We start from the raw sequence: 23,255 nt of genomic DNA, 5'->3' as shown, positions 1-23,255 counted from the left end.
CACTAACTTGGCCAAGTCAGGGTTGGGCGTGACGCCTGCCACAAACTACTGAAAACCATTGCCATTTAAACCCTCCTCTGGTTTACTCGGGCCCATGCAGACAGTCGATACCCTCATCATCGGCGGTGGTGCGGCCGGCCTTCAGGCAGCGCTGGTCATGGTCCGCGCCCGCCGCAGCGTCCTCCTAGTTGATTCCGCCACTCCCCGCAACCGCTTCGCCCACGAAATCCACGGTGTCATCGCCCTCGAGGGCACACCACCCCTTGAGTTCCAGGAGCGCGGCAAAGAGCAGCTGCGCAGCTACGGCGTGCAGATCGTGAACACCACCATAGATTCCGTCACCGATAATGACCGCACGCTCACCGCCACGTTGAGCAACGGAGAGACCGTCGCGGCCCACTCCATCATCGTCGCCAGCGGCGTGGACGATGTGCATCCTGACATCCCGGGCCTCGAAGAAAACTGGGGAGATACAGTCCTCCACTGCCCTTATTGCCACGGGTTCGAGGTAGCAGACAAGGAGCTCGGCGTTCTCTGCATCGGCGAGTTCTCCCTGCACCATGCGGCACTCCTGCGCCAGTGGTCCAAGGACATCACCTTCTTCACCAACGGCATGGAGCTCACCGAGGAGCAGCGCACGGACCTGACTCGGCGCGGCATTGCGCTTGTCGACGGCCCCGTCACCTCCTTCCAAGATGGAAAGGTCCTGGTTGGAGACAGCGAACATGCCGTCGACGCCCTGTTCTACATGCCTGTTCCTCACCCGCACGATGAGTTCCTCACTGACCTCAACCTTGAGCGCCACAGCCCGCCGGCTGCGATGGGTGGAAGCCTCATCAAGGTGGGCCCAGCCGGCGCCACCAGCCACCCGCGCATCTGGGCCGTGGGCAACGTGGTTAACCCACCGGCTCAGGTGGCGGTAGCGATGGGCGAGGCCAACGCCGCAGCCATCGCGGTCAACGCGTTTCTCGTCGAGGATGATTGGGTTTAAGTACGGTGGTGTGGCATGAAAGCCATCATTCAGACCAATCTGGAAGACCCACACTCGCTGGAGTTGGGGGAGACCAATAAGCCACAGCTCCAAGACTGCGAAGTCCTCGTTAAAGTCAAAGCCGCCGGCGTAAACCGCGCCGACCTGCTCCAGGCCCGCGGGCACTACCCGCCGCCGCCGGGCGCTTCGGAGATTATCGGCCTCGAAGTCGCAGGCGAAGTCGTCGACGCAGGCGACACCGACATCGAGGTTGGATCCAAGGTCGGCGCACTGCTGGCCGGCGGCGGCTACGCCGAATACGTCGCCGTACCGCAAGGCCAGCTGCTGCCCATCCCCAGCGGCTATTCCTTTGCCGAGGCCGCATCCGTCATCGAGGTGGCCTGCACCGTGTGGTCCAACATCGCCATGGAGGCGAAACTAAATAAGGGCCAGACCATCCTCATCCACGGCGGCGCGGGCGGTATCGGTACCTTCGCCATCCAGGTGGCGAAGCAACTCGGCGCCACCGTCGCGGTGACGGCTGGCTCGGACGAAAAGCTCGAGACCTGCAAGGAGCTCGGCGCGGACATCCTCATCAACTACAACGAGCAGGACTTCGCCGAGGAACTGAAGAACCAGTGCGATGTCATCCTCGACATCATGGGCGCGAAGTACCTCAAGAAGAACCTCATCGCGCTAGCTAAGGGCGGCCACATGGTCACCATCGGCATGCAGGGCGGAACAAAAGCCGAGCTCAACATGGGCATCCTCCTTAACAAGCGCCTGACCCTGCAGGGCACCACGCTGCGCTCCCGCTCGCTGGAGGGCAAAGCTGCCATCGTTGCGGATACCGTTAAGAACGTCTGGCCTTGGCTGGAGGACGGCAGCGTCAAGCACCACCTGCATCGCACGTTTGCGCTTGCCGACGCCTCCGAAGCCCACCAAGCCCTCGACTCCGGCGAGGTCACGGGCAAGCTGGTCCTCGAGGTCTAAGCCAGGGACGCGACCACGCGGGTCAAGTGCTCAACGTCGTGGTACGTGCTAAACGGACTCAACGAGACCGTGACGGCACCGCCGACCTCTTCCACGCCCATCTCCGTGAGCAGCGGCGTGTGCGGCGCGATGGTAGTAACCAAGCCATTGTCGAAGAGCCGGCGGTGGATCACATCCGCCGGCACATCGCGCACGGCGAAGGTCAGGCGCGGGAGGCGATCATCGGAGGCGTCGGCAGCCGCCTCACCCGTCACGCCCAGGATGTGAACGGCCGGCAGCGTGCCCAACAAGCTATAGAGATCTCCCGTGAGATCCTCCATATAGCCCGCGAGGGCTTCCATCGAACGCGTCAGGCGCACGCGGCGCGAACCGCGCTCCCCGCCGGCGAGTTCCGCTAGATGATCCACCAAGGGTCCAACGCCGCCCGCCAAGCCCGCGGAGACCGGGCCAACGACAATCTCATCGAGGCGGCGGAACATCGCGGTATCGCGGAAGACTAGCGCCGCCATCTGCGGGCCACCCAGCGCGCCCACATCCACACCAAGAATGTCTGCCCCAATCGCATCAAAGTCGAGGAGACGGTAAGGGGCGATCGATGAGACGTCGACAAGCGCCCATGCGCGCGAACGCTCATGGACCGCATCAACTATGTCCGAGGCCGGCGTGACCGTGCCCAGCAGCTCGTGCGCGGCGGAAAAAGCGACGAATCGCGTCGAGCCATCAACCAGATCGGCGTACTGGAAGGCTGGGAGCTCGCCCGTACCCAAATCCGGCTGCGCCCACCGAATATCAGCACCCACGTGCTCAAACGCGCGTGTCATCTCCGGCGAATCAAAGCGGGAGAGCACCACCGAAGACTGGCGGCGCAGCAGCGGGCGCAGTGCAACGCCCAAGGACTGGTAAAGCACCGGCAAGGACGGGCCCAGGATGACCCGTTCCGCCGTGGCACCCGTGAGATCCGCCACCGCCCGGCGCGCAGAGGCATACATGTCTGCCGCGTGGAGCTCCCCCGGATCGTTGTGCGCCGAGTGCGCACCCACGGCGTCCTCCAGCGGCTTCACCGTGGCGGACATGCGGAAAGAACGGGCAACACCAGAGGCCACGCGCTCCGCAATCTGCGGCGCGGCATGCGCGTTCAGGTAGGTCCAACCATCGGACAGACCAGTGTAAAGACCTCGCACGCTGGCGACGTCATACTGTTCCGTCATGCTTCAACCCTTCCTTCCGATGCGGATGAACGCCCCCTACTCTATACGCCCCACCTGAATCTTTCCTAACCCTCGGTTTTCCCAGCTCGCCCGTGTTTTCCCAGGTTAAGGGCGTGTGTGTAGGTGTTTGTGGGACGTGCGCGCTAGGGTGAAGGGCGTGCAAGACAAGAAAAACCTGCGTGACGACGTCGCCCGCATGACCTCCGCGCCTGCACCCGGCGAGGAGCCGGCCTCGCGTTCCATGACCATGTCGGCGGCCTTCGCCGATCTCCTGCAAGGCGCTCGCCAGCGCGAGCTGTGGTTCAAGCTGGGCATCCAAGACATTAAACAGCGCTACCGCCGCTCGGTGCTGGGTCCGTTCTGGATCACCATCGCAACCGGTGTCATGGCCGCGGCGCTTGGCCTGCTGTACTCCATGCTCTTCCAGATCCCCGTGGCGGAGTTCCTGCCCCACGTGACCGTGGGCCTGATTATGTGGAACTTCATTTCGGGCGCCATCAAAGAAGGCTCGACGGTCTTCATCGACAACGAGGGCCTAATCAAACAGCTGCCCGCACCACTGTCGGTGCACGTCTACCGCTTGGTCTGGCGGCAAACCCTTTTCTTGGGTCACAACCTCATCATCTGGCTGTTGCTCATTCTTATCTTCCCGCGCCACTTGGGCTGGGAGTTCTTCCTGTTCATCCCGGCACTGGCACTCTTCCTGGTGAACGGCGTGTGGGTGGCCATGTTCTTCGGCATCATCGCCACCCGCTTCCGTGACGTTGCCCCGCTGCTGGAGGCTCTAACCCAGCTGCTCTTCTACGTCACGCCTATCGTGTGGATGACCAACACCCTGAAGGAGCAAGGAGGCGCTGTAGCCAGCCGCGCGCGCATCGCTGAGATCAACCCGCTGTATCACTACATGGAGATCATCCGCGCCCCCATGATTGGTGAACCCGTCGCCGGCTATCACTGGCTCATCGTCATTGGCTGTACCGTCGCCGGCCTGCTCATCGCCGGCCTGGCCATGCGGCAGTGGCGCTTCCGCGTCTCCTACTGGGTCTAGAAAGGATCGTCCATGGTTTCCATTGATACGTATAACGCTTGCGTGGACTTTCCCATCTTTGATGCCAAGTCCCGCTCTCTCAAGAAGGCGATGCTCTCCACGGCCGGTGGCTCCATTGGCAAGAATGACCAGAACGTGGTCATGGTGGAAGCGCTCAAGGACATCAACCTCCACCTGCGTGAGGGCGATCGCGTCGGCCTCGTTGGCCACAACGGCGCGGGCAAGACAACCTTGCTGCGCCTGCTGTCCGGTATCTACGAGCCCACTCGCGGCGCCGCCGACGTCCGTGGGCGCGTGGCGCCTGTCTTTGACCTCGGCGTGGGCATGGACCCAGAGGTCTCCGGCTACGACAACATCATCATCCGCGGCCTCTTCTTGGGCCAGACCATCAAGCAGATGAAGGCCAAGATGGATGAGATCGCGGAATTCTCTGAGCTGGGTGATTACCTCTCCATGCCGTTGCGCACCTATTCCACCGGTATGCGCGTGCGCCTAGCGCTGGGCGTGGTGACCTCCATTGAGCCGGAGATCCTGCTTCTCGACGAAGGCATCGGCGCCGTCGACGCCGCCTTCATGGCCAAGGCCCGCGTCCGTCTTCAGGACCTGGTGAAGCGCTCCGGCATCCTGGTCTTTGCCTCCCACTCCAACGACTTCCTGGCGCAGCTGTGCGATACCGCCCTGCGGATCGACCACGGCCAGATTCGCTCGGTGGGCGAGGTCTCCGAGGTCGTCGGCGAGTACGAAGGTCCTGAGGTGGGCCAGTACGTGCGGGATTTACGCAAGCGCTTCGACAACGAGGAGAACGCCTAAGTTTCCGTGAAAACAGGCAACAATTCACTTGCTTTCACGGAAACCTTGCTGTTCCTACTGCCCTAGTTGCCAAACTTTTCGGGCCTCAGCGAATGGTCGGCCATACTTTCGTCACTTAGGGCACCTCACCCCAAGCAGCTCGCCCAGTTCCTCGCTCATGCCGGTAACAACGACCCGTGACCCCGGCTGGTAGTCCTCTTTGCGCAGCACGGCCTTGTTGCCTTCGATGGTGTAGCCCAGCTTGCGCGATACAGCCTGCGACGCCTCGTTCCCCGGCTCCCATTCTGAGCGCAGCCGGCGCGCACCCAGGTATTCAAAACAAAAGACCGCAGCGGCGTGGCGGACCTGCGTACCTATCCCGCGGCCCTGAAGGCGGTGGTAGATCCACGATCCGGTTACGACCTCATGGTTATCGGGAAAATTCTTCGCCCGCAGATCCACCGAACCAATGACTTCACCATCAAGATGCACTCCGAAGTCGAGCGACCACTCCTCCGGGGACATCTGCGCGCGGTGCGCCCACCGGAAACTCGGATCCGGCTTCTGCTTCAACCACGGAAACGTGTAATCCGGTAGCGGCTCACCAAAAATCTCAGCGGCGGTAACGCCATGAATCGCGGCAATGTCACTATCACGCAGCACGCGTAAGGTCAGCTCACCCACGTGGATGGAAACTCGAAAGGGAGCCCACATTTCTTCAACGCTTCTCGCAGTCATAAGGCCACTCTACTGTGCACTGACCCCAGCCATTGGGCCCATGCGCTGGAAAAATGCATACCCCTGTATGGGTGCAGCGCGATAGAAACTTTTTCTATTTGCTTCTTTTCCTCAATCCAATCCACTTAAGATAAGCAAGATCCTGAAGCACAGGAATCGTTCTCTCTAGACTCTAAGGAGCCCTATCATGAAGCGTTTCGCTGCTGGCGTTGTTGCCGCCGCTACCGCACTGTCCCTGTCCACTGGTGTTGCCTCTGCACAGACCCAAGGCGATTGGGAAGATGCAGGCACACTGATTGGTGCTGGCTTCGTCGCAGCCGCAAACGGCATCTCCGACCCTCACCAGGAATCTTCCAAGACCAGCTCGGATGCCATCGACGATATGGACTCTGACGCAGCTCGCGGCTCTACGAAGGCTCACGCTAAGTTCTACAAGTCCTCTTGGAAGAACGACGCCGAGAACGACTACGCTCTTGGCACCACCGCTGACATCCTCTGGGGCGTTGGCATCGCCGCTGCCGTCCTCGGCGCTGCTTACACCGCAGTTCAGAACGGCCTCATCCCGGGCGTTTCCCTTCCGTTCTAATCTGAACGCATCAAGCTTTTAGCTTTGAAGTTCTAGCTCCAGTCCTTTGAGGGCTGGAGCTTTTCCATATCGCATACTTTTTAGCCTTCACTTCTTTATCATTTTCTTTACTTTCACTACCTCTACTTTTCTTCCAAGGAGTACCTCCATGAAGCGTTTCCCCGCCGCTGCCGTTGCTGCCGCCACTGCACTGTCCCTGTCCATCGCCCCGGCTACTGCTGCTGAGAAGGGTTCTTCTGAGGTCTCCGAGGCTGAGGTCTTTGGCTACATCCTGAAGCAAGGATTCAAGGAAGCCGTCGGCGGTGACGGCTTCGCCTCCTCCGTGGATTACGGCATTGAGAAGGGCGCTGAAGCTATCAGCAGCAAAGGCAGCAGCGAGGGCAGCAGCACTCCTGAGGAAATCAAAGAAGGACTTGAGACTGCCGGCTCCGCCAAGGACGTGGCCATGTCTTCCCTGAAGAATGACACTGCCAAGGAATACCCGGTGGGCACCACCGCTGAGATCATCGTTGGCACCTCCATCGCCGCGATTGTGCTGGGCCTCATTGCTGGTGTTGTCAATGCTGTGAACTCCGGTCTCATCAAGATTCCGGGCTTCAACGCCTAAACCTCGGCCACCTCCATGTCACGCACCTGAGCGCCACATGCGGGTGGCACAATAGAACCCATGACTGCCACCCTGTCCCAGGCCGGAACAACGGCCGCTGTGATCGTCACCCACCAGCGCGTGGAACTGCTGCGCGCCTCCCTTGAGCAGGTGGTGAACCAGACGCACCCGGTGCAGTGGGTGATCGTGGTGGATAACGGTGCGGAAGCAGCAGTGAAGGAGCTCCTCCACGAACTGGCCGGCGAGCGCGGCGTCTACGTGCCTTCCGAAACCAATCTGGGCGGTGCCGGCGGCTTCGCGTTGGGATTCCTGACGGCGCTGGCACTCGGCGCGGATGCGGTGTGGTGTGCGGATGATGACGGACGCCCCGCCGACCACCAGGTGCTAGAGGAGCTCTACCGCGTGGCGGAAAACAACGCACTCCACGAAGTCTCCCCCGCCGTGTGCAACATCAACGAGCCCGCCAAACTGGCCTTCCCTCTGCGCCAGGGCCTGGTGTGGCGGCGCTACATGAACGAGCTGGAGGGTGACTTCCTCCCCGGCATTGCCTCCCTCTTCAACGGCGCGCTCATCTCCGCCGAAGCCATGGAAATCATCGGCGTGCCTGACTACCGCCTGTTCATCCGTGGCGATGAAGTGGAGTACCACCGCCGCCTGGTCAACTCGGGCCTAGACTTCGGCACCGCGCTGACCACGAGTTACCTGCACCCGGATGGCTCCGATGAGTTCAAGCCCATCCTCGGCGGCAAAATGCACACGCAATACCCGGAGGGCGAGTTCAAGCGCTTCTTTACCTACCGCAACCGCGGCTACCTTCTGTGGCAGCGCGGCATGCGCAAGCTGCTACCGCAAGAATTCGCGCGATTTGGCTGGTTCTTCATCGTGCAGCAGCATGACGTGAAGGGATTCATGGAATGGCTGCGCCTGCACAACCGCGGACGCAAGGAAGACTTCCGCCGGCCCTAAACCTCAAAGGACTTGCGCGTACTGCGGAAAATCACCCACCGCTGCACAAAGAAGTTGATAAGCGTTGCTGCGCCCTGGGCAATCACGAAAGCGATCGCCAGCGCCCAGGACGAAGGCCAGTCCAGCGTGTGATCAAAGAAGGGGAAAGCCCAGCGATACAGCAGAATGTTGATCGCATAGGTCATGGCGTAGGTGGCAAACACGGCAGCAAAGCGGCGCTTCGAGGCCCGCGCGTTGAAGGTCCACCGCCGGTTCAATAAATAAGCCACCAAGGTGCCGGCGGCAAAGCCAATAGTTCTCGAGGCCACATCGCCGAACAGACCTAAACCAATTTGAAAGAGCCAGGTCAGGGAGACGTCGATAAGCGCGGCAATGGCTCCCGTGATTGAGAACTTCGCGCCCTGCGCCTGCAGGGAATTCGACCGTGAGAGGCGTTCGGCGCGACCAGCCATGGTTACTTTCCTTTGAAGATGAAGGCGCGCTGAATGGCGAAGTTGGTCACCGTGGCAACGCCTTGTGCGATGACGAAGGCGATGGTGTCCTTGACCGCGCCTTCAAAGCCCAAGCTGATCAGTGGGGCGTTAAGTACCCAATACAGGAAATTCTGTACTGCAAAGGTGGACAGGTACAGCAAGCCCACGGCACCGGCGGTGCGGCCGGAAACCTGGGCACCAAAAGTCCACCGGGCATTGGCCACGTAGGCGGCGATGGTGCCGAAGACCCAGCCAATCGCCTTCGCCAGGGAGCGATGCAGACCCAAGTAGGTAAGGAAGAGGGTCAGGCCGTAATCAATCGCCGCGGTGAAAACACCGACGGACACGAAGCGCACGAGTTGGGTCTTCATGCTAGAGGTAGGTTCAGTCACGGCGAGATACTTTACCCGCGGATAAGGGCGCGGTAAATGTCCAGGCGGTCCACGGGCGCGACGGCATCTTCGCCATAGGCGCCGAGGGATGACAAAACCTTAAGCGACGCCGAGCACAGCTCCCGAATCGCCGAACCACGTAATTCCTCACCGTCATCGTCGACCCAACCCAGCGCCGCCATGGCGGTCTCTACGACGGAATCGGTCAACTCGCGCCCGCCCATGCAGGACAATGCCAGAGCCATGGACCAAAAAGCATCTTTGCCCTCATTCGTCACCTCGCGCGGCAAGGTGCGCAGCTGGCGGAACGCCTGAGCATCAATGTTTACCTCACGCTTCAGGTCCAGTGCTTGAAGGAGCGGAACGAAGTCGTAGAGACGAGTCCGCTCAATCAGCGCGCGGACGGGACTAATGACAAGATCCAACACCTCATCGATGGTTTCCTGGCCCGTGAGCTCCGCATTCACGGCGGTGAGATCAAAGGGGGTCTGGAAAGAACCGGAACCGCCCACGCACAGGGCTTCCGGCGTCCCGCTATCGCGCGGGTAGGTCTCCACCACAACGATTTCGAAGTCCCACAGCCCCCAGGCGTAATCAACCTGCTCGCCTTCGCGGCTCAAGAATTCGCGCACGGTGTGGCTCGGATCGATGCGCTGGCCGCGGGCATCTGTGTGCTCAAAGAAGTGCCACGGTGAATCCTCTTGCGGCAGCCCGAAGCAGATTTCAAGAATGTGGTGGAGCTCTTCCAACGTGAGCGCGTCAGAGAAACCGATCTGGCGGTGAACCTCTGCTTCTGCGCGAACATTGGATACCTGGCACAGGAGGGTTTCACCACGATTGGCGCGGACCTGCGCCAAATCTGTGACCTGTGAGCTCATGTGCCCCACCATACGCACTTTTAGTTACGCGCGGTGAGCTCGCGTGCTTCAAGCTCGCTAAGGATGAGGACGATGGCAGCACTAATTCCGCCCCATACCGTCCAGGGTTTTGCCGCCCCACGGCGGCGAATAAACCGGACCACGCTTTGCTCAGTCTTCACGGTGATCCATCCACCAAGCACCAGAATGGCGAAGGCAACCGGGATGGCCCACACGGGAACGTCGGGGGTCTCCGGCTCCGGGCGGTCCTCGTGGCTCTCTGCATTAGTGATAGCCACGAGCGCGCCGAATCCGAGGAAGGACAGCACGTAGGCGAAAACGAGCGCAGTCTTATTCTTGATCCAGTCAGGGAACGCGGTCATGATGCCCACGGCCGCAGCTTGGGTGACGCGTCCGGCAAGGGTGTCATCCAGCGCATAATTGTCTTGCTTGGGAGAAGTCATACCGCCCCACTTTAGGCGGGCGGTAGGCTACCGTGCATGTACTCCTCCAAAAAAGAGCACCTCACCCCGGCCCAGCGAGCAGCGCAAGATGAGCGCGCCGAGGAAGACAAGCGTCACGGCCACTATCTGGCCACCGAACACACCTCGCTGCCGCTCAATGGTTTCATGACGCGGCTCATCGCCGAGGAACTCCCCATCCTCGATTCCGTCTCAAGGGCAAGAGTCTACGAGATCCTCCGTGAGTATGACGGCCCGGAGATTACCTCCCAGGAAGAGCTGCCGGAAGAGATCCGCGAGATTATGGATCTGTACTAATTCCGAACTAAAACCACATAACCGGACAGTACAAATGTTCCGTTTACTTGGCTTTTGTACCTAATCTCACGTTTTCACTCACGCCACAGGCACTGTCACCTAGGTAGGGTAGAGAACCGACCCATCACATCGAATCAAAGAGTAAGAGATGGAACTGCATACTACTGAGAAGTCCCTCCACGGTTGGGGCCGCACGGCGGCGACAACCGCCCACGTTTTGTCCACCCCAGACGTCGACGTCATCAAGACTGCCGTCGCCCAGGTGGCTGAGGACAATGCTGATAAGCCCGCCCACCTGCGCCGTGGCGTCATCGCCCGCGGTATGGGCCGTTCCTACGGTGACCCCGCGCAAAACGCCGGTGGCCTCGTCATCGACATGCAACCCCTCAACAAGATCCACTCCATCGATCCGGAGTCGGGCATTGTCGACGTCGACGGTGGCGTCACCCTTGACCAGCTCATGAAGGCCGCTCTGCCCTACGGCCTGTGGGTTCCTGTCCTGCCGGGTACCCGCCAGGTCACCATCGGCGGCGCTATCGGCCCGGACATCCACGGCAAGAACCACCACTCCGCCGGTTCCTTTGGTAACCACGTCACCTCCATGGAGCTGCTCGTCGCAGACGGCCGCGTCCTCCACCTAACCCCGGAAGGAGAGCACAGCGATCTTTTCTGGGCCACCGTCGGCGGCATGGGCCTGACCGGCATCATCCTGCGCGCGCAGATCAAGATGACCAAGACGGAAACCGCCTACTTCATCGCGGATACCGACCGCACCGATAACCTCGATGAGACCGTGGCCTTCCACTCCGATGGCTCGGAGCACAACTACACGTACTCCTCCGCGTGGTTCGACGTTATCTCCCCGGAGCCGAAGCTGGGCCGCTCCACCATTTCGCGCGGCTCTTTGGCCACCTTGGAGCAGCTCGAGGAGTTCGCCCCGAAGCTGGCGAAGGACCCACTGAAGTTCAATGCTCCGCAGCTGATGACGGTTCCGGATATCTTCCCGAACTTCACCATGAACAAGCTCTCCCTCATGGCTATCGGTGAGGCTTACTACCTCATGGGCTCCCCGGCGCGTAACCAGGTCAAGAACCTCACGCAGTTCTACCAGCCGCTGGATCTCATCGGCGAGTGGAACCGTGGCTACGGTTCCAACGGCTTCCTGCAGTACCAGTTCGTGGTGCCGACCGACGCCGTCGAGCCCTTCAAGGAGATCATCCGGGACATGCAGCGCTCCGGCCACTACTCCGCGCTCAACGTGTTCAAGCTCTTCGGCCCCGGAAACAAGGCCCCGCTGTCCTACCCGATGCCAGGCTGGAATGTCTGCGTGGACTTCCCCATCAAGCCGGGCCTGGGCGCCTTCCTCGACGATCTGGATAAGCGCGTCATGGAATTCGGCGGCCGCCTCTACCTGGCCAAGGAGTCCCGCACCTCGGCGGAGAACTTCCACAAGATGTACCCGGGCCTCGAGGGCTGGCTCAAGACCCGCAACGACATCGACCCGACCGGCGTCTTCGCCTCCGATATGTCCCGCCGCCTCGAGCTGCACTAGAAAGGAATCACCTCATGCTGAATGCAGTAGGCCAAGCACAACACATCCTCCTTCTCGGCGGCACCTCCGAAATCGGCTTGGGCATCGTCGAAGAATTCCTCGAGCGCGGCCCGGCCAAGGTCACCCTCGCGGCACGCGCCAACTCCCCGCGTATCGCGGATGCCCGCGCGACCATCGAGTCCCGCGGCGGCGACGTCGAGGTCATCGACTTTGACGCGACTGACTTCGAGGGCCACGGGGACGTCGTCAAGCGCGCCTTTGAGCGCGGCGACGTCGACGTCGCCATCATCGCCTTCGGCACCCTCGGTGACCAGGAAGAACTGTGGCAGGACCAGGTCAAGGCCGTCGCCTCCGCCCAGACCAACTACACCGCACCGGTCTCCCTTGGCGTCTTGCTCGGCCAGAAGTTCAAGGAGCAGGGCCACGGCACCATCGTGGCGATCTCCTCCGTCGCCGGCATGCGCGTGCGCCGCTCCAACTTTGTCTACGGCGCCTCCAAGGCCGGCGTGGACGGCTTCTTCATCAACCTCGGTGAGGCCCTGCGCGGCTCCGGCGCCAACGTGCTCGTGGTCCGCCCGGGCCAGGTCCGCACCAAGATGTCGGCGGAAGCCGGCGAAGCGCCACTGACCGTCAACGTCTCCGACGTGGCCAAGGCCACCGTCAAGGCGGTCCTGGACGGCAAGCAGTCCATCTTCGTGCACCCGCTGTTTGAGTACGTGTCCTTGGGATTCAAGTTCATCCCGCAGGCGATCTTCCGGAAGCTGCCTTTCTAAAGTTCCGCTAAGTCCACGGCGTGTGGGAAACTACTTACATGACTGAGTCTCCCACCATGTCGTCTCCCGCCGTGTCCCCCACCATGGAATATGACGTCGACCGCCTATCGCGTCGCGCCACCCTCGTGGGCATCGCCGCCGCCGCTCTAGGTGGCGGCCTCGTCGCGCTTCTTGGCTTCTTTGCCTTTAAGACGGTTTCTCTCCCGGCGTTCAGTACGTCGATGGTGACCCGTGCGCTGAGCACCGCGGGAACTGCGCTCACCGTCCTCCTGGTGGGCGCGTTATGCGTGTGGTGGGTCATTGGCAGCTCGCCGCGGCCCCGGTGGCGGACGTGGCTCACCACCGCCCTGTGCTACATCTCCCCAGCGCTACTCACGCTAACTAGTATCGGCCTGCCACTGTCGGCCTCGCGCCTCTGGCTCGACGGCGTCCAGGTCGATCAGGTGTTCCGCACCCAGTTCCTCACCCGCGTCACGGAAGCCAGCTCCTATGCGGACATGAACTACGAGGGCCTGCCCACCTTCTACCCGCTGGGCTGGTTCTGGATGGGCGGCCGGCTGGCCAACATCCTCAACATGCCCGGCTGGGAGGTCTACCAACCCTGGAGCCTCATCTCCCTGGCCGTAGCCGGGTGCATCCTGGTTCCTCTGTGGCAGCGGCTTGTCGGTTCCCTACCGGTGGCCACCGCCATTGCGTTGACCACCACAGCGGTGACCCTGACCATCGGCGCTGAAGAACCGTATTCCGCGGTCATCGCAATGGGCGTGCCCGCGGTAGCTGTCCTGTGTTCACACGCCTTCTACGGCTCCTCGTGGTTCTCCGCCGCCGCAATCGCCATCTACCTCGGAATCTCCGCCTGCTTCTACACGCTGTACACGGGAGCCGTGGCACTTACCATCGTCAGCCTCATTGCACTCGTCACGTGCGTGGGCGACCGTACGTGGACTCCCCTCGTGCGCCTCGCCGCCATCGCGGCCGGATCCCTGGCCATCGCCGCGATTGCTTGGACACCGTATCTGCACGCCGTCCTGCACGCCAGCGCCCCACTAGAATCCACCGCGCAGCACTACCTGCCGGAGGAGGGCACCCAAATCCCGGCGCCCTTCCTCTCCTTGTCCGTCATCGGCGCCCTCAGCCTTATTGGCCTGATCTACCTCATCTTGCGCGTCGATGAGCCCGAAATCCGAGCTATGGGCACCGCGCTCGTCGGTACCTACCTGTGGACTTTGGCTTCCATGGTCATGACTCTTGCCGGCAGCACGCTGCTGGGCTTCCGCCTGGAGCTGATGGTCGCGGTGCTCTTCGCCACGGCGGGCATTCTCGCGCTAGCCGACGTCCGCCTCATGGGCCTGCCCACGCTCTACCCGGCGGGCATTACTGAGACCACCAGCAAGCGCGTGACCCTGGTCTTTGCCATCATCATGGGGCTGGGCGGTATCTACTATGCGCAGCAAATCCCCGCGACGAACGTGACCGCCTTGGATCACGCTTATACCGATACCGACGGCTACGGGGAGCGCGCGGACCGCTACACCAGCGATTCTTCCGCTAGTTACGGAAAGATCCGTGAGTTCATCGACGCCCAGGGCTACGCGGCCGACGACACCGTCGTCCTCACGGACGAAAAGCTCTTCATGGCCTACAACCCCTACTACGGGTTTAACGCCTTCACCAGCAACTATGCCAACCCGTTGGGAGAGTTCAGCACCCGTAACCTGCAGATTGAAGAGTGGGCTTCCAATTCCTGGGACCAGACTCCGAAGGAATTCTCGCATTCCCTCGAGTCCTCACCGTGGCGCGGCCCAGACGTGCTCATCTTCCGCGGTGACATCAAGGAACCCGGGGATGGCTACAAGACGCACGTGGCAGAAGACATTTACCCCAATCAGCCCAACGTGCGCTACCGCGCGGTGTTCTTCAACCCGGAGGTCTTTGAAGAAGGCTGGACCACTAAACAGATTGGCCCCTTCGTCGTCGCGGCCAGATCTTAATAAGCCAAGGCGGTGACGTAGACTGATCGCCGTGTCAGATCGGAATACCTCTTCACTGCGAGCACCGCAGTCCCTGCGGCTCACCGCCATCATCGCTGGATTCATCGGTTTCCTGTGCTTTGTGGCCACGCCGCTGCTGCCGGTGAACCAAACCCAATCTTCCTTCGATTGGCCCCAGCAGGACTCCCTGCAGTCCATCAACGCCCCGCTCATCTCGGTGGCGCCGGAGGAGATCGATGCAGAGATCCCTCTGAAGGCCGTCGATAAGCTGCGCGATGGCCAGGACCTGCTTTACGGCACCGTGCCCCCGGAGTCCAAGAAGGCCTCCAACCGCGGCATGTTTGTCCGCGCCGGCGAGGATGGTCTCTCGGTGACCAGCCTCGATGAGGTCATTTTCTCTCTCACGGCCGAGCAGGTGGCGAAGCTGCCTGAGGACTCCACGCTCCGCATCCAATCCACCGGTGACGGCACCACCGTCTCCTTGGGCAAGCACAAAGAGACCTCCGAGGAGGATCTCCGCCCTCAGGTCACCGGCGTCTACACCGAAATCGACGACACTCCGGAGAACCTCGCCGAGCTTGGCGACGACCTCCGCATCCACGTGGAGATCAACTCCCGCTTCACCTCCTCCCCGACACCGCTCAAGCTCATCGCCATGTGGCTGGGTCTGGCCATGGTGGTCATCAGCCTAGTCTGCCTGTGGCGAATCGACCGCCTCGATGGCAAACGCCTCGGCTTCATGCCCGAAACCTGGAAGCAGATCCGCCCGCTCGATGGCGTCGTGGCGGCTGTTCTCGGCTGGTGGTACATCTTCGGTGCTAATACCTCCGACGATGGCTTCATCCTCACCATGGGACGCGTTTCCGATCACGCGACCTATATGGCGAACTACTACCGCTGGTACGGCGTCCCCGAAGCCCCGTTCGGCGCGCCGTACTACGACCTCGTGGCATGGCTGGCGCAATTCTCCAGCGCGTCCATCATCGTGCGCCTGCCTGCGCTTATCTCAGCGCTCATCATCTGGTTTATCTTGTCGCGCGAGATGCTTCCGCGCTTCGGCGCCCGCGTCAACGAGCGCCGCCTGGCGCACTGGACCGCCGCGTTCATGTTCCTGGCTTTCTGGCTGCCCTATAACAACGGCATCCGCCCCGAGCCCATCGTGGCCCTCGGCGTCATGCTGACGTGGGCCTCTTTCGAGCGCGCCATCTCCACCCAGCGCCTCCTTCCGGCGGCGGTGGGCACCATCATCGCCACCATCACCCTGGCCGCTGGCCCCACCGGCCTCACCGCAGTGGGCATCTTCCTGGTCTGCCTGCCCGCCCTGTTCCGCATCATGGGCAAGCGCACTCCCCAGATCGGCTGGACAGCTCTCATCGCCCCGTTCCTTGCCTGCGGCACCGCTGTCATGGTCGCTGCCTTCGGGGACCAAACGCTAGCGTCGGTCCTCGAATCCACTCGCGTGCGTTCCGCGGTCGGCCCGTCCCTGCCGTGGTATTCGGAGTTCGTGCGCTACTCCACGCTCTTCGAGCCCTCCGTGGACGGCTCCCTGACGCGCCGCTTTGCCATGTTCACCATGCTCTTCTGCTTGGCGCTCATCATCTATGCCTTCATCAAGGACCACCGCGTCGTCGGTGCGGAGGCAGATCCCACCAAGCGCCTGCTGGCCATCATGGCGCTCTCGGCCTTCTTCCTCATGTTCACGCCGACGAAGTGGACGCACCACTTCGGCATCTACGCCGGTGTCGCCGGCGTCATCGCCGCGCTCGGCTCGGTGGTCCTTTCCCAGATTGCCATGCGCTCCCCGCGTGCCCGGACCTTCTCCATCGCCGCGGTGATCTTCCTCCTGGCCATCTCCCTGGGCGGCTGGAACGCCTGGTGGTACGTGTCCTCCTTCGGCATCCCCTGGTGGGACCGCACCGTGCAGTTCAAGGGCATCGAGGCCAACACCGTGGTGCTGGCCATCGCCATGGTGGTCCTGGCGATTGGCCTCTACCAGTCCCTGGTTCACAGCTATCGCAAGAACAAGGCCGAAACCGCCGGCACCCTCGAGGAATTCGAGGCCGCCAATGCCGCCAAGGTCTCGCGCTGGGCGGGTGTCATGTCCGCACCGATTGCGGCGGCCTGCATTATCATCGTGGCCTTCTCGTGTGCCTCCTTTGCCAAGGGCTACGTGGCCCAGGCGGATTCCTACTCCGTGGGCAAGGGCAACCTGGCTTCCCTGCGCGGCGATACCTGCTCGCTGGCGGATTCCACCATGGTGGAGACCAACACCAATGAATCCTTCCTCACTCCGGTCGAGGGCGAATTCCAAGACTCGCTCGTTGACAAGAAGGAGGACAACTTCGGTTTCGGCCCCAATATGATCAAGGAAGATATTGAGCCGGAGAACCTCAACTCGGCGTCGGTAGGCGCTATTGCCAACACCACCGGTGAGGACTCGGCGACGTCCAATGAACAGAAGGATCTCACCGAATCCGAGGAAAAAGCAACCGAAGTCACCGACTCCTCCGCCGGCGGCGTGCGCGGAACCCTGGGTGTCAACGGCTCCGAGATGCACCTGCCGTTCAACTTGGATTACCGGAAGGTCCCGGTCATGGGCTCCTACGATGAATCGCAGCGCTCGACCGCCACCATCACCACCCAGTGGTATAACTTGCCGGAACCTGGCGAAAACACCCCCGTCCTCTCGGTCTCTGCCGCCGGTAAGATTTACCACCACGACGTCAACGGAGTGGAGCAGGAAGGCACCGAGCTCACCCTGGAGTACGGAACACTCAAGGACGGCAAGGTCACCAACAAGGGTGAGGCCGAGCTTTCCGACGTCGGCGCGACCCCCAAATGGCGCAACCTCCGCATTGCTCTAGACGAGCTCCCAGAGGAGGCCAACGTTGTGCGCCTCGTCGCGGTCGATGATTCCACCGATGAGGACGATTGGATGGCGTTTACACCGCCGCGCGTCCCGGAGCTTGCCACCATCAACTCCCAGTTCGATTCCTCTACCCCGGCACTCCTCGACTGGTCCGTCGCCCTGCAGTTCCCCTGCCAGCGCACCTTCGACCACTACGCCGGCGTGACCGAGATCCCGCAGTTCCGCATTCTTCCCGACGCCGCCGCACAAACCTCCCTCACGGACTTCCAGTCCTTCTCCGGTGGTGGTGCGCTGGCAACCGCGGAGGCAGTGAACTACTCCTATGAGATCCCGAGCTACCTCAACAACGATTGGGCGCGCGACTGGGGCTCCATTGAAAAGTATGAGCTGCGCACCAACTCCCGCGGCGAGGCCCCGCTCGAGGCGGATATCGACCAAGAAATTATCCAGCGCTCCGGCCTGTGGAAGAACTCCGAAATGAAGATTCGCCCCGAGGGCGAACAGTAGAACTACAGGAACTCGGCCGAATCTTTAATGCGCTGCCGCGCCACGGCCGGGGTCGAAATACGGTGCATGGACACGTACTCCGCGGTCTGTGCACCGGGGATCTCCACGCGCTCAGCAATCTCGTCCTGCGCCGCGGTCTGGACCAAGATGTCAGAATACAGCCCCGGCAGCTTCTCAACATCGAGGACGTAGTCGCCGCGGATCTCCTCCGGGAGCTTGGTCAGCGCGCCGAAGTCGGGGAAGGTGAGGAGGAGGGCGTCGGCAGGCACCAGCGCTGCGAGCGCCCCACCGGAGGAATATCCCCACACCGTCACGCGGTTGGCCCCATGGTCGCGCGCATAGTCGACGGCCGCCTGAACCGACTGAACCATCTCCGCCACGGTGTGCTCCGGCGCCAACGGGTAATCGATATCAATGATCGTCGTGCCCGACAACTGCGCTGCGGCAGCAACTTCGGGCCGCCATTGCATTTCTAGCGCCTTGCCGTCACCGCGCCACCAGCCGCCGGAGTGCAGCGACACCGCCCAGCGACCATTCGGCTCAGACGGCCTAAAAATCGCTCCAACCTCAGAGTCTTCAACGCTCACGCCTTCCGTAAAAACGGTGCCGGGCAGCGAGTGATCCACCGCAGATCCCAGCACCATCATGGAGGCCTGCACGATACGGTCCGGCAGCAGCGCGCAATAGCGGTCCGCCTCCGGCGAACCTCCACCGGCCCACGGCGGGCGGAAATCCGGCAGCGGGTAGTGCACCTCCATGTAGGAGGAGAGCTGCTCGAGCTGTTGTTCTGGACTTAGCTGGCGATCCTGGCCGCCGATATTCCACTCACTCATGGCCCCCAAGGGTACTACCAGATGGTGACGCGCTCCTCTGGGACAAGACCACCCTCGACATCAAAAGCCTCGTAGAATTCGTCGATGTTCTCGGCGATGATGTTGCAGCGGAACTCCGCCGGCGAGTGCGGGTCAATGGCCAAGTACTGCGTGGCCATCTCCGGACGAATAGCAGTGCGCCACACGCGCGCCCACGCCAGGAAGAAGCGCTGCAGACCGGTGTACTCGTGCTCTGCCAATTCCGGCTCAGCGCCCTCGGCCTCAAACGGCGCTACCTGGCCGTTGATGTCCAGGCCTTTGTCGGCGCAGTAATTCTTGTAGGCCACCACAGCAATACCCAGTCCACCGAGGTCACCAATGTTCTCACCCAGGGTGAAACTGCCGTTGACGCCTGCGGAATCGGTGCCTTCCAGCACCTTCGGCACCTGCCCTTGGAACTGGTCCACCAGCTTCGCGGTCAGCTTCTCGAAGGCCGCGCGGTCCTCATCCGTCCACCAGGAGTTGAGGTTGCCCTGGCCGTCATACTGCGAGCCCTGATCATCAAAGCCATGCCCAATCTCGTGGCCAATCACCGCGCCGATGGCACCGAAGTTCTCCGCCGCGTCCGCGTCCGGGTTGTAGAACGGCGGGCGCAGAATCGCCGCCGGGAAGGTGATGTCATTAACTACTGGGTTGTAGAAGGCATTGACCGTCTGCGGGGTTGCGAACCACTCGTCGCGGTCGGCCGGCTTGCCAATCTTGGCCAGCTCATAATCGTGGCTCCACGCGCTGCCTGCGCGCACATTGGCCACCAGGTCCGCACCCTTGGGTGAAAACTCTAGGTCGGAATAGTCACGCCAGGTCTCCGGATAACCAATCTTGGCCTTGAACTGCAAGAGCTTCTCCAGCGCGCGCTCACGAGTGGCCGGGGTCATCCACTCCAGCTGCGAAATCCTCTCGCGGTACGCGGAGGTAAGGTATTCCACCAGCTCATCCATCTCGGACTTCGAGGATGGAGGGAAGTGCTTGTCCACGAAGACCTTGCCAATCTCCTGGCCCACCATGTTCTCTGCCAGGCCCACGGCGCGCTTCCAGCGGTCACGCTGCTCGGTAGCGCCGGAAAGCTTGGTTCCGTAGAACTCGAAATTCTTCCTACCGATCTCCTCAGTAAGGTACGGCGCGCGCGACAGCAGAATGTGCCACGTGGCCCACAGCTGCCAATCCGCCATGCGGCCGGCGGTAAACAGACCCTCCAGGTGCTCAAAATACGACGGCATCATGGCCACCGCGCGGTGCTCCGGCAGTGCCCCACCGTTCAGGATGGCGCGGGTGATGCTGGGCAGCTTGGCGACGTCCACCGGGTTATACGTCTTCACCGCATCACGCGAGGCCACGACATCCCAATGCCCTGCAGCAATTTCCTTTTCCAGATTCACGATGCGCGTAGCGGCCGCTTCCGCGCCCAGCCCGAAGAGGCGAGCCGGATCCAGGAATCCAAGCATCGCTGCGACGTGCTTCTCGTAGGCCTCAAGCGTCTCCGCGTGGGCTTCCTCGCGGTAATAAGCCTCATCTGGAAGGCCCAGGCCGGACTGGATAATGTAGGCCACCGCCTCCTCGGAGCCGGAGTCCTTTTCTACCCAGAAGGTAACCGGGGCGCCGACGCCCTCGCGCTCCAGCACGCCCAGGTTGTGCGCCAGCTCTTCCGGGTCCGCCGCCACCAGCTTGTCCAAATCTTCGGCCAAAGGCGCCGTTCCCGCAGCGTTCACTCCCTCAACGTCCATGTGGGAGGAATACACGATCCCCGGACGGCCTTCGTCTTCCTTAACGATGTCATGGACGAGTTCCTCGGCTTCGTCGCGAAGCGCGTGAAAAGTCCCGTCAACACCGCGGTCATCGGGAATAACGTGGGACTCAATCCAAGGGCCATTAACAAACTGATACAGATCCTTCATGCACTTCACTCTATGTCAGATGTACCCATTAGTGTGGTGTGCATGACTTCTTATCGTTTCCCGCCAGCGAAGATGACGGGGCCGTTTTTCGCTGTGCTTGGGGTGACCCTCCTCGTGCTCGGCACGCCCGCCGTCCTCAGCTTGGCGCTGCCGGACCACGATCCTGAAACCGAGCCTGTTGTCCTCGACGATCCTGAGTGGCGTCAGCCTATCGACGGCGTCGAATGCAGCGTGAACTACGATTCCGTGGCCAACCAGGCGTGGGATTGCGGCGATACCTTGGTCGAGGCCTACCTCACCTCTGATGTCGACGATGACGAGCTGGCCCTGCGCCGAGCTGTGCGCGCCACGACCTTCGGGTCGATGCCGAAAGAAGAAGTAGAAAACCAAGACGGCATCCTCGTACTGCGAACGTATACATACATCCCGGTCGTTGCCTTTAGCGTGGCCAAGGACGATCTCAACTACGAGCTCGTCTTTTCAGACGGAAACCCAGAAGAAATCGCCGATCAGTTTATGGAGGCCTTCAAGTGAGCAAGATCTTCCGCGTGGCGCTGTGGGTCATCATTGGTATCTGCCTGCCTGCAGCTCTGATCAACCTGTTAGGTGCTTTCCTCGTTGCCCCGCTGCCGGGCCTAATAAGCCTGCTGATCGGCTTTGCTTTCTTGGCGCTGGGGCTGTATCTGTGGCACCTCAGCCCGATGTGGGCGCGACCTGCCAAGGGATGGGCCACAGCCAGCGTGCTGTGGGGAGCCGGCACCGCGGTGTCTTTGGCGCTCCTATCAGCACTTCCGTTCAGCTCCCTCACCAAGGGCGTGGGATGGGAAGAATCCATGATGTCATGGTCCGGAGCTTATCCGGAGGAGTTCGCCAAGGCGCTGGGCGTGGTTTTTGTATTACTCAGTTTCCGCCAGCTCAACCGCCCTTGGCATGGTTTCATCGTCGGCGCGCTTGTGGGCTGGGGTTTCGAGGTCTTTGAGAACGTCCTCTACGCCTCTCTCGGCGCCGTCATGCACCCGACGTCTGATTGGATTGGCATGCTGCAGATGTGGGGGCTCCGCCTTGTGGCGGGCCCAGGCCTACACATGTCACTGACGGCCATCGCAGGCTTTGGCATCGGCTGGGCCATTTACGCCGCCCACAAAACGTGGTGGTGGCGCCTCGGAGTGGGCGTGGGCGCGCTTTTTGTTTCCTTCTGTCTCCACTTCGCGTGGAACTACATGTGGGATGAGACATGGCAGCTGGTCACGCAGTACATCGTGGTCGCGCTCATCCTCTACCCCATCGTCATCACCCTGGGGCTTCGCGCCCACCGCCTAGCCAAGACGGACGATACCTACTCGCACTCGCCCGGCTCAGCCAGCCTGCGCTGAATTAGTCAAACTGCCCCTGCAGGACAGCCACGGCGTCAAGCGGAGTTACGTGATAAAAGGTTTGCACCTGCCGGACGATGGTGTCATCATCGGCTTCGAACGGCACTACTTCCTTGAGCGAAAAACTTAGCTAAACCCGTGGCCAATCAGCACACGTGCGATGAACTAGGCACAGCGCGCTTCAGCTCCGCACACGTCCTATCGCGCAGGTCCTGAGGGGGCGTCGGCAAGCTCGGCGCTTGCGGCTGTACCTCCACCGCGCCGAGCACATCTGCGGTGAGGTCCGCGGGGGATCCGTAGGTATTTGCCGCCACACTATACCCAGGACCGAAAGAGGCGCTCGCATGCACCTGCCGGTCATCTGACCACCCAAATTTCGTTCCGATAATGCCCGGAATCCGCGCGGTGCCGAAGTCCTGACGATATCCGTCGGATGCCACAGGCGCTGCCGTCGCCATACCTTTCATGAGCGGTGCAGCAACTGGGTCACCAGATATCACCCCAATAAAGCGAGCGAGATCCTCCGTCGACGTCGTGGTATTGCCCCAGTAGTCGTTGTGATGGGTCTCCCCCAAGCGGTATTCCCCGATGATGGAAGGTATGGCCTGTGGATACTTCCGCTCCAAGTCGCTAGCGGTGCCATCCTCAGAGAAGCGAACCATGTTTTCCACCCGCGCTTTATCCTCCGGCGCGCCATATTTCAGGACCCACATTCCTAGGTACAGCTTCGCGAGGGATAGCGCAGGACGAGACTCGTGGCCATTTCCAGTGGAAACCGAGTTTCCGTCGGCATAGCGCACGGTCATTTGAGTGCGTGGCGGAACCTTTCCGGGATCAAAGGTCAGGGCCTGAGCGGAGGGCGCAGCGACGGTCGCTAGCACAAGACCAGCAATAAGGGAGCGGAGTTTAAGCACTTTCATAGATTAACTCAAGCCACAGCTTCAACAAGCTTGATTGGTACATAAGCGCCGCTGCCCAAGGGATTCAGCGCACCCTCTTCCCCACACTAGGGTTCGAACA

General features: G+C 61.5%; 23 protein-coding genes. 14 read left to right on the top strand and 9 right to left on the bottom strand.

What is annotated here, in order from left to right; translation table 11 throughout:
* Window positions 1-94: 94 nt before the first annotated feature.
* Window positions 95-991 carry an NAD(P)/FAD-dependent oxidoreductase gene (locus HMPREF2604_RS06535; protein ID WP_070564156.1) on the top strand — a complete coding sequence of 299 codons (897 nt, stop codon included), beginning with the start codon at window positions 95-97 and terminating at the stop codon, window positions 989-991.
* 15 nt (window positions 992-1,006) lie between these two features.
* Window positions 1,007-1,963, top strand: a complete 957-nt coding sequence (locus tag HMPREF2604_RS06530; RefSeq protein WP_070564153.1) for an NAD(P)H-quinone oxidoreductase — start codon at window positions 1,007-1,009, stop codon at window positions 1,961-1,963.
* Here the strand turns inward: HMPREF2604_RS06530 and HMPREF2604_RS06525 are convergent.
* Complete coding sequence (locus HMPREF2604_RS06525; RefSeq protein ID WP_070520243.1) at window positions 1,960-3,171, bottom strand: aminotransferase class V-fold PLP-dependent enzyme; 1,212 nt, start codon at window positions 3,169-3,171, stop codon at window positions 1,960-1,962. The genes HMPREF2604_RS06530 and HMPREF2604_RS06525 overlap by 4 nt on opposite strands.
* A gap of 196 nt (window positions 3,172-3,367) precedes the next feature.
* Between HMPREF2604_RS06525 and HMPREF2604_RS06520 the strand changes: the two genes are divergently transcribed.
* Together HMPREF2604_RS06520 and HMPREF2604_RS06515 are read left to right on the top strand one after the other, a co-directional pair.
* The gene (locus HMPREF2604_RS06520) at window positions 3,368-4,219 is read left to right on the top strand and encodes a galactan export ABC transporter permease subunit Wzm/RfbD (RefSeq protein ID WP_070564329.1); all 852 of its coding nucleotides are present in this window, start codon (window positions 3,368-3,370) and stop codon (window positions 4,217-4,219) included.
* 12 nt (window positions 4,220-4,231) lie between these two features.
* Complete coding sequence (locus HMPREF2604_RS06515) at window positions 4,232-5,029, top strand: galactan export ABC transporter ATP-binding subunit Wzt/RfbE (protein ID WP_070564150.1); 798 nt, start codon at window positions 4,232-4,234, stop codon at window positions 5,027-5,029.
* Between the two features lie 111 nt (window positions 5,030-5,140).
* Here HMPREF2604_RS06515 and HMPREF2604_RS06510 read toward each other — a convergent pair whose 3' ends face one another.
* A complete protein-coding gene (locus HMPREF2604_RS06510) occupies window positions 5,141-5,746 on the bottom strand; it encodes a GNAT family N-acetyltransferase (protein WP_070564147.1) in 606 nt (201 codons plus the stop codon).
* A gap of 187 nt (window positions 5,747-5,933) precedes the next feature.
* On the opposite strand from HMPREF2604_RS06510, the gene HMPREF2604_RS06505 reads away from it, so the two are divergent.
* The 3 genes from HMPREF2604_RS06505 (at window position 5,934) to HMPREF2604_RS06495 (ending at window position 7,905) form a co-directional block, all read left to right on the top strand.
* A complete protein-coding gene (locus HMPREF2604_RS06505; protein WP_070564145.1) occupies window positions 5,934-6,332 on the top strand; it encodes a hypothetical protein in 399 nt (132 codons plus the stop codon).
* 148 nt (window positions 6,333-6,480) lie between these two features.
* Window positions 6,481-6,939 carry a hypothetical protein gene (locus HMPREF2604_RS06500; protein ID WP_070564143.1) on the top strand — a complete coding sequence of 153 codons (459 nt, stop codon included), beginning with the start codon at window positions 6,481-6,483 and terminating at the stop codon, window positions 6,937-6,939.
* Window positions 6,940-6,999: 60 nt separating this feature from the next.
* The gene (locus HMPREF2604_RS06495) at window positions 7,000-7,905 is read left to right on the top strand and encodes a galactofuranosyltransferase GlfT1 (protein WP_070564140.1); all 906 of its coding nucleotides are present in this window, start codon (window positions 7,000-7,002) and stop codon (window positions 7,903-7,905) included.
* On the opposite strand, the gene HMPREF2604_RS06490 is transcribed toward HMPREF2604_RS06495, so the two are convergent.
* Genes HMPREF2604_RS06490 through HMPREF2604_RS06475 form a run of 4 tightly spaced genes read right to left on the bottom strand, consistent with a single transcriptional unit; the run spans window position 7,902 to window position 10,091 of the window.
* Window positions 7,902-8,357, bottom strand: a complete 456-nt coding sequence (locus HMPREF2604_RS06490; protein WP_070564137.1) for a GtrA family protein — start codon at window positions 8,355-8,357, stop codon at window positions 7,902-7,904. The two genes, HMPREF2604_RS06495 and HMPREF2604_RS06490, sit on opposite strands and share 4 nt — an antisense overlap.
* Window positions 8,358-8,359: 2 nt before the next feature.
* The gene (locus HMPREF2604_RS06485; protein WP_070520260.1) at window positions 8,360-8,749 is read right to left on the bottom strand and encodes a GtrA family protein; all 390 of its coding nucleotides are present in this window, start codon (window positions 8,747-8,749) and stop codon (window positions 8,360-8,362) included.
* Window positions 8,750-8,781: 32 nt separating this feature from the next.
* Window positions 8,782-9,648 carry a plasmid pRiA4b ORF-3 family protein gene (locus tag HMPREF2604_RS06480; RefSeq protein ID WP_070564134.1) on the bottom strand — a complete coding sequence of 289 codons (867 nt, stop codon included), beginning with the start codon at window positions 9,646-9,648 and terminating at the stop codon, window positions 8,782-8,784.
* A 20-nt stretch (window positions 9,649-9,668) separates the two neighbouring features.
* On the bottom strand, window positions 9,669-10,091 hold the full coding sequence (locus tag HMPREF2604_RS06475; RefSeq protein ID WP_070564131.1) for a hypothetical protein: 423 nt from the start codon (window positions 10,089-10,091) through the stop codon (window positions 9,669-9,671).
* A gap of 36 nt (window positions 10,092-10,127) precedes the next feature.
* On the opposite strand from HMPREF2604_RS06475, the gene HMPREF2604_RS06470 reads away from it, so the two are divergent.
* The 5 genes from HMPREF2604_RS06470 (at window position 10,128) to HMPREF2604_RS06450 (ending at window position 18,098) form a co-directional block, all read left to right on the top strand.
* Window positions 10,128-10,406 carry a hypothetical protein gene (locus HMPREF2604_RS06470; protein WP_070520269.1) on the top strand — a complete coding sequence of 93 codons (279 nt, stop codon included), beginning with the start codon at window positions 10,128-10,130 and terminating at the stop codon, window positions 10,404-10,406.
* A 148-nt stretch (window positions 10,407-10,554) separates the two neighbouring features.
* Entirely contained in the window at window positions 10,555-11,958 is a 1,404-nt protein-coding gene (locus HMPREF2604_RS06465) for a decaprenylphosphoryl-beta-D-ribose oxidase (protein ID WP_070564128.1), read from the top strand.
* A 14-nt stretch (window positions 11,959-11,972) separates the two neighbouring features.
* Window positions 11,973-12,731, top strand: a complete 759-nt coding sequence (locus tag HMPREF2604_RS06460; protein WP_070564125.1) for a decaprenylphospho-beta-D-erythro-pentofuranosid-2-ulose 2-reductase — start codon at window positions 11,973-11,975, stop codon at window positions 12,729-12,731.
* A gap of 38 nt (window positions 12,732-12,769) precedes the next feature.
* Complete coding sequence (locus tag HMPREF2604_RS06455; protein ID WP_070564122.1) at window positions 12,770-14,722, top strand: galactan 5-O-arabinofuranosyltransferase; 1,953 nt, start codon at window positions 12,770-12,772, stop codon at window positions 14,720-14,722.
* Window positions 14,723-14,753: 31 nt separating this feature from the next.
* Window positions 14,754-18,098, top strand: a complete 3,345-nt coding sequence (locus tag HMPREF2604_RS06450; protein ID WP_070564119.1) for an arabinosyltransferase domain-containing protein — start codon at window positions 14,754-14,756, stop codon at window positions 18,096-18,098.
* A 2-nt stretch (window positions 18,099-18,100) separates the two neighbouring features.
* Here the strand turns inward: HMPREF2604_RS06450 and HMPREF2604_RS06445 are convergent, their stop codons facing one another.
* Window positions 18,101-18,931, bottom strand: coding sequence for an alpha/beta hydrolase (locus tag HMPREF2604_RS06445; protein ID WP_070564116.1), 831 nt, complete (start codon window positions 18,929-18,931; stop codon window positions 18,101-18,103).
* Between the two features lie 14 nt (window positions 18,932-18,945).
* Window positions 18,946-20,862 carry a M13 family metallopeptidase gene (locus tag HMPREF2604_RS06440; protein ID WP_070564112.1) on the bottom strand — a complete coding sequence of 639 codons (1,917 nt, stop codon included), beginning with the start codon at window positions 20,860-20,862 and terminating at the stop codon, window positions 18,946-18,948.
* A gap of 42 nt (window positions 20,863-20,904) precedes the next feature.
* Here HMPREF2604_RS06440 and HMPREF2604_RS06435 point away from each other — a divergent pair, with 42 nt between their 5' ends.
* Together HMPREF2604_RS06435 and HMPREF2604_RS06430 are read left to right on the top strand one after the other, a co-directional pair.
* Window positions 20,905-21,396, top strand: a complete 492-nt coding sequence (locus HMPREF2604_RS06435) for a hypothetical protein (protein ID WP_070520291.1) — start codon at window positions 20,905-20,907, stop codon at window positions 21,394-21,396.
* Window positions 21,393-22,235 carry a PrsW family intramembrane metalloprotease gene (locus HMPREF2604_RS06430; protein ID WP_070564109.1) on the top strand — a complete coding sequence of 281 codons (843 nt, stop codon included), beginning with the start codon at window positions 21,393-21,395 and terminating at the stop codon, window positions 22,233-22,235. The genes HMPREF2604_RS06435 and HMPREF2604_RS06430 overlap by 4 nt, the downstream gene beginning before the upstream one ends.
* Before the next feature lie 146 nt (window positions 22,236-22,381).
* Here the strand turns inward: HMPREF2604_RS06430 and HMPREF2604_RS06425 are convergent, their stop codons facing one another.
* On the bottom strand, window positions 22,382-23,155 hold the full coding sequence (locus tag HMPREF2604_RS06425) for a hypothetical protein (protein ID WP_070564106.1): 774 nt from the start codon (window positions 23,153-23,155) through the stop codon (window positions 22,382-22,384).
* Window positions 23,156-23,255: the final 100 nt, after the last annotated feature.

Origin of the sequence: Corynebacterium sp. HMSC055A01 (assembly GCF_001809405.1) — a bacterium.
Lineage (GTDB): Bacteria > Actinomycetota > Actinomycetes > Mycobacteriales > Mycobacteriaceae > Corynebacterium > Corynebacterium hesseae.
This window is presented reverse-complemented; position numbering and strand designations above follow the sequence as displayed.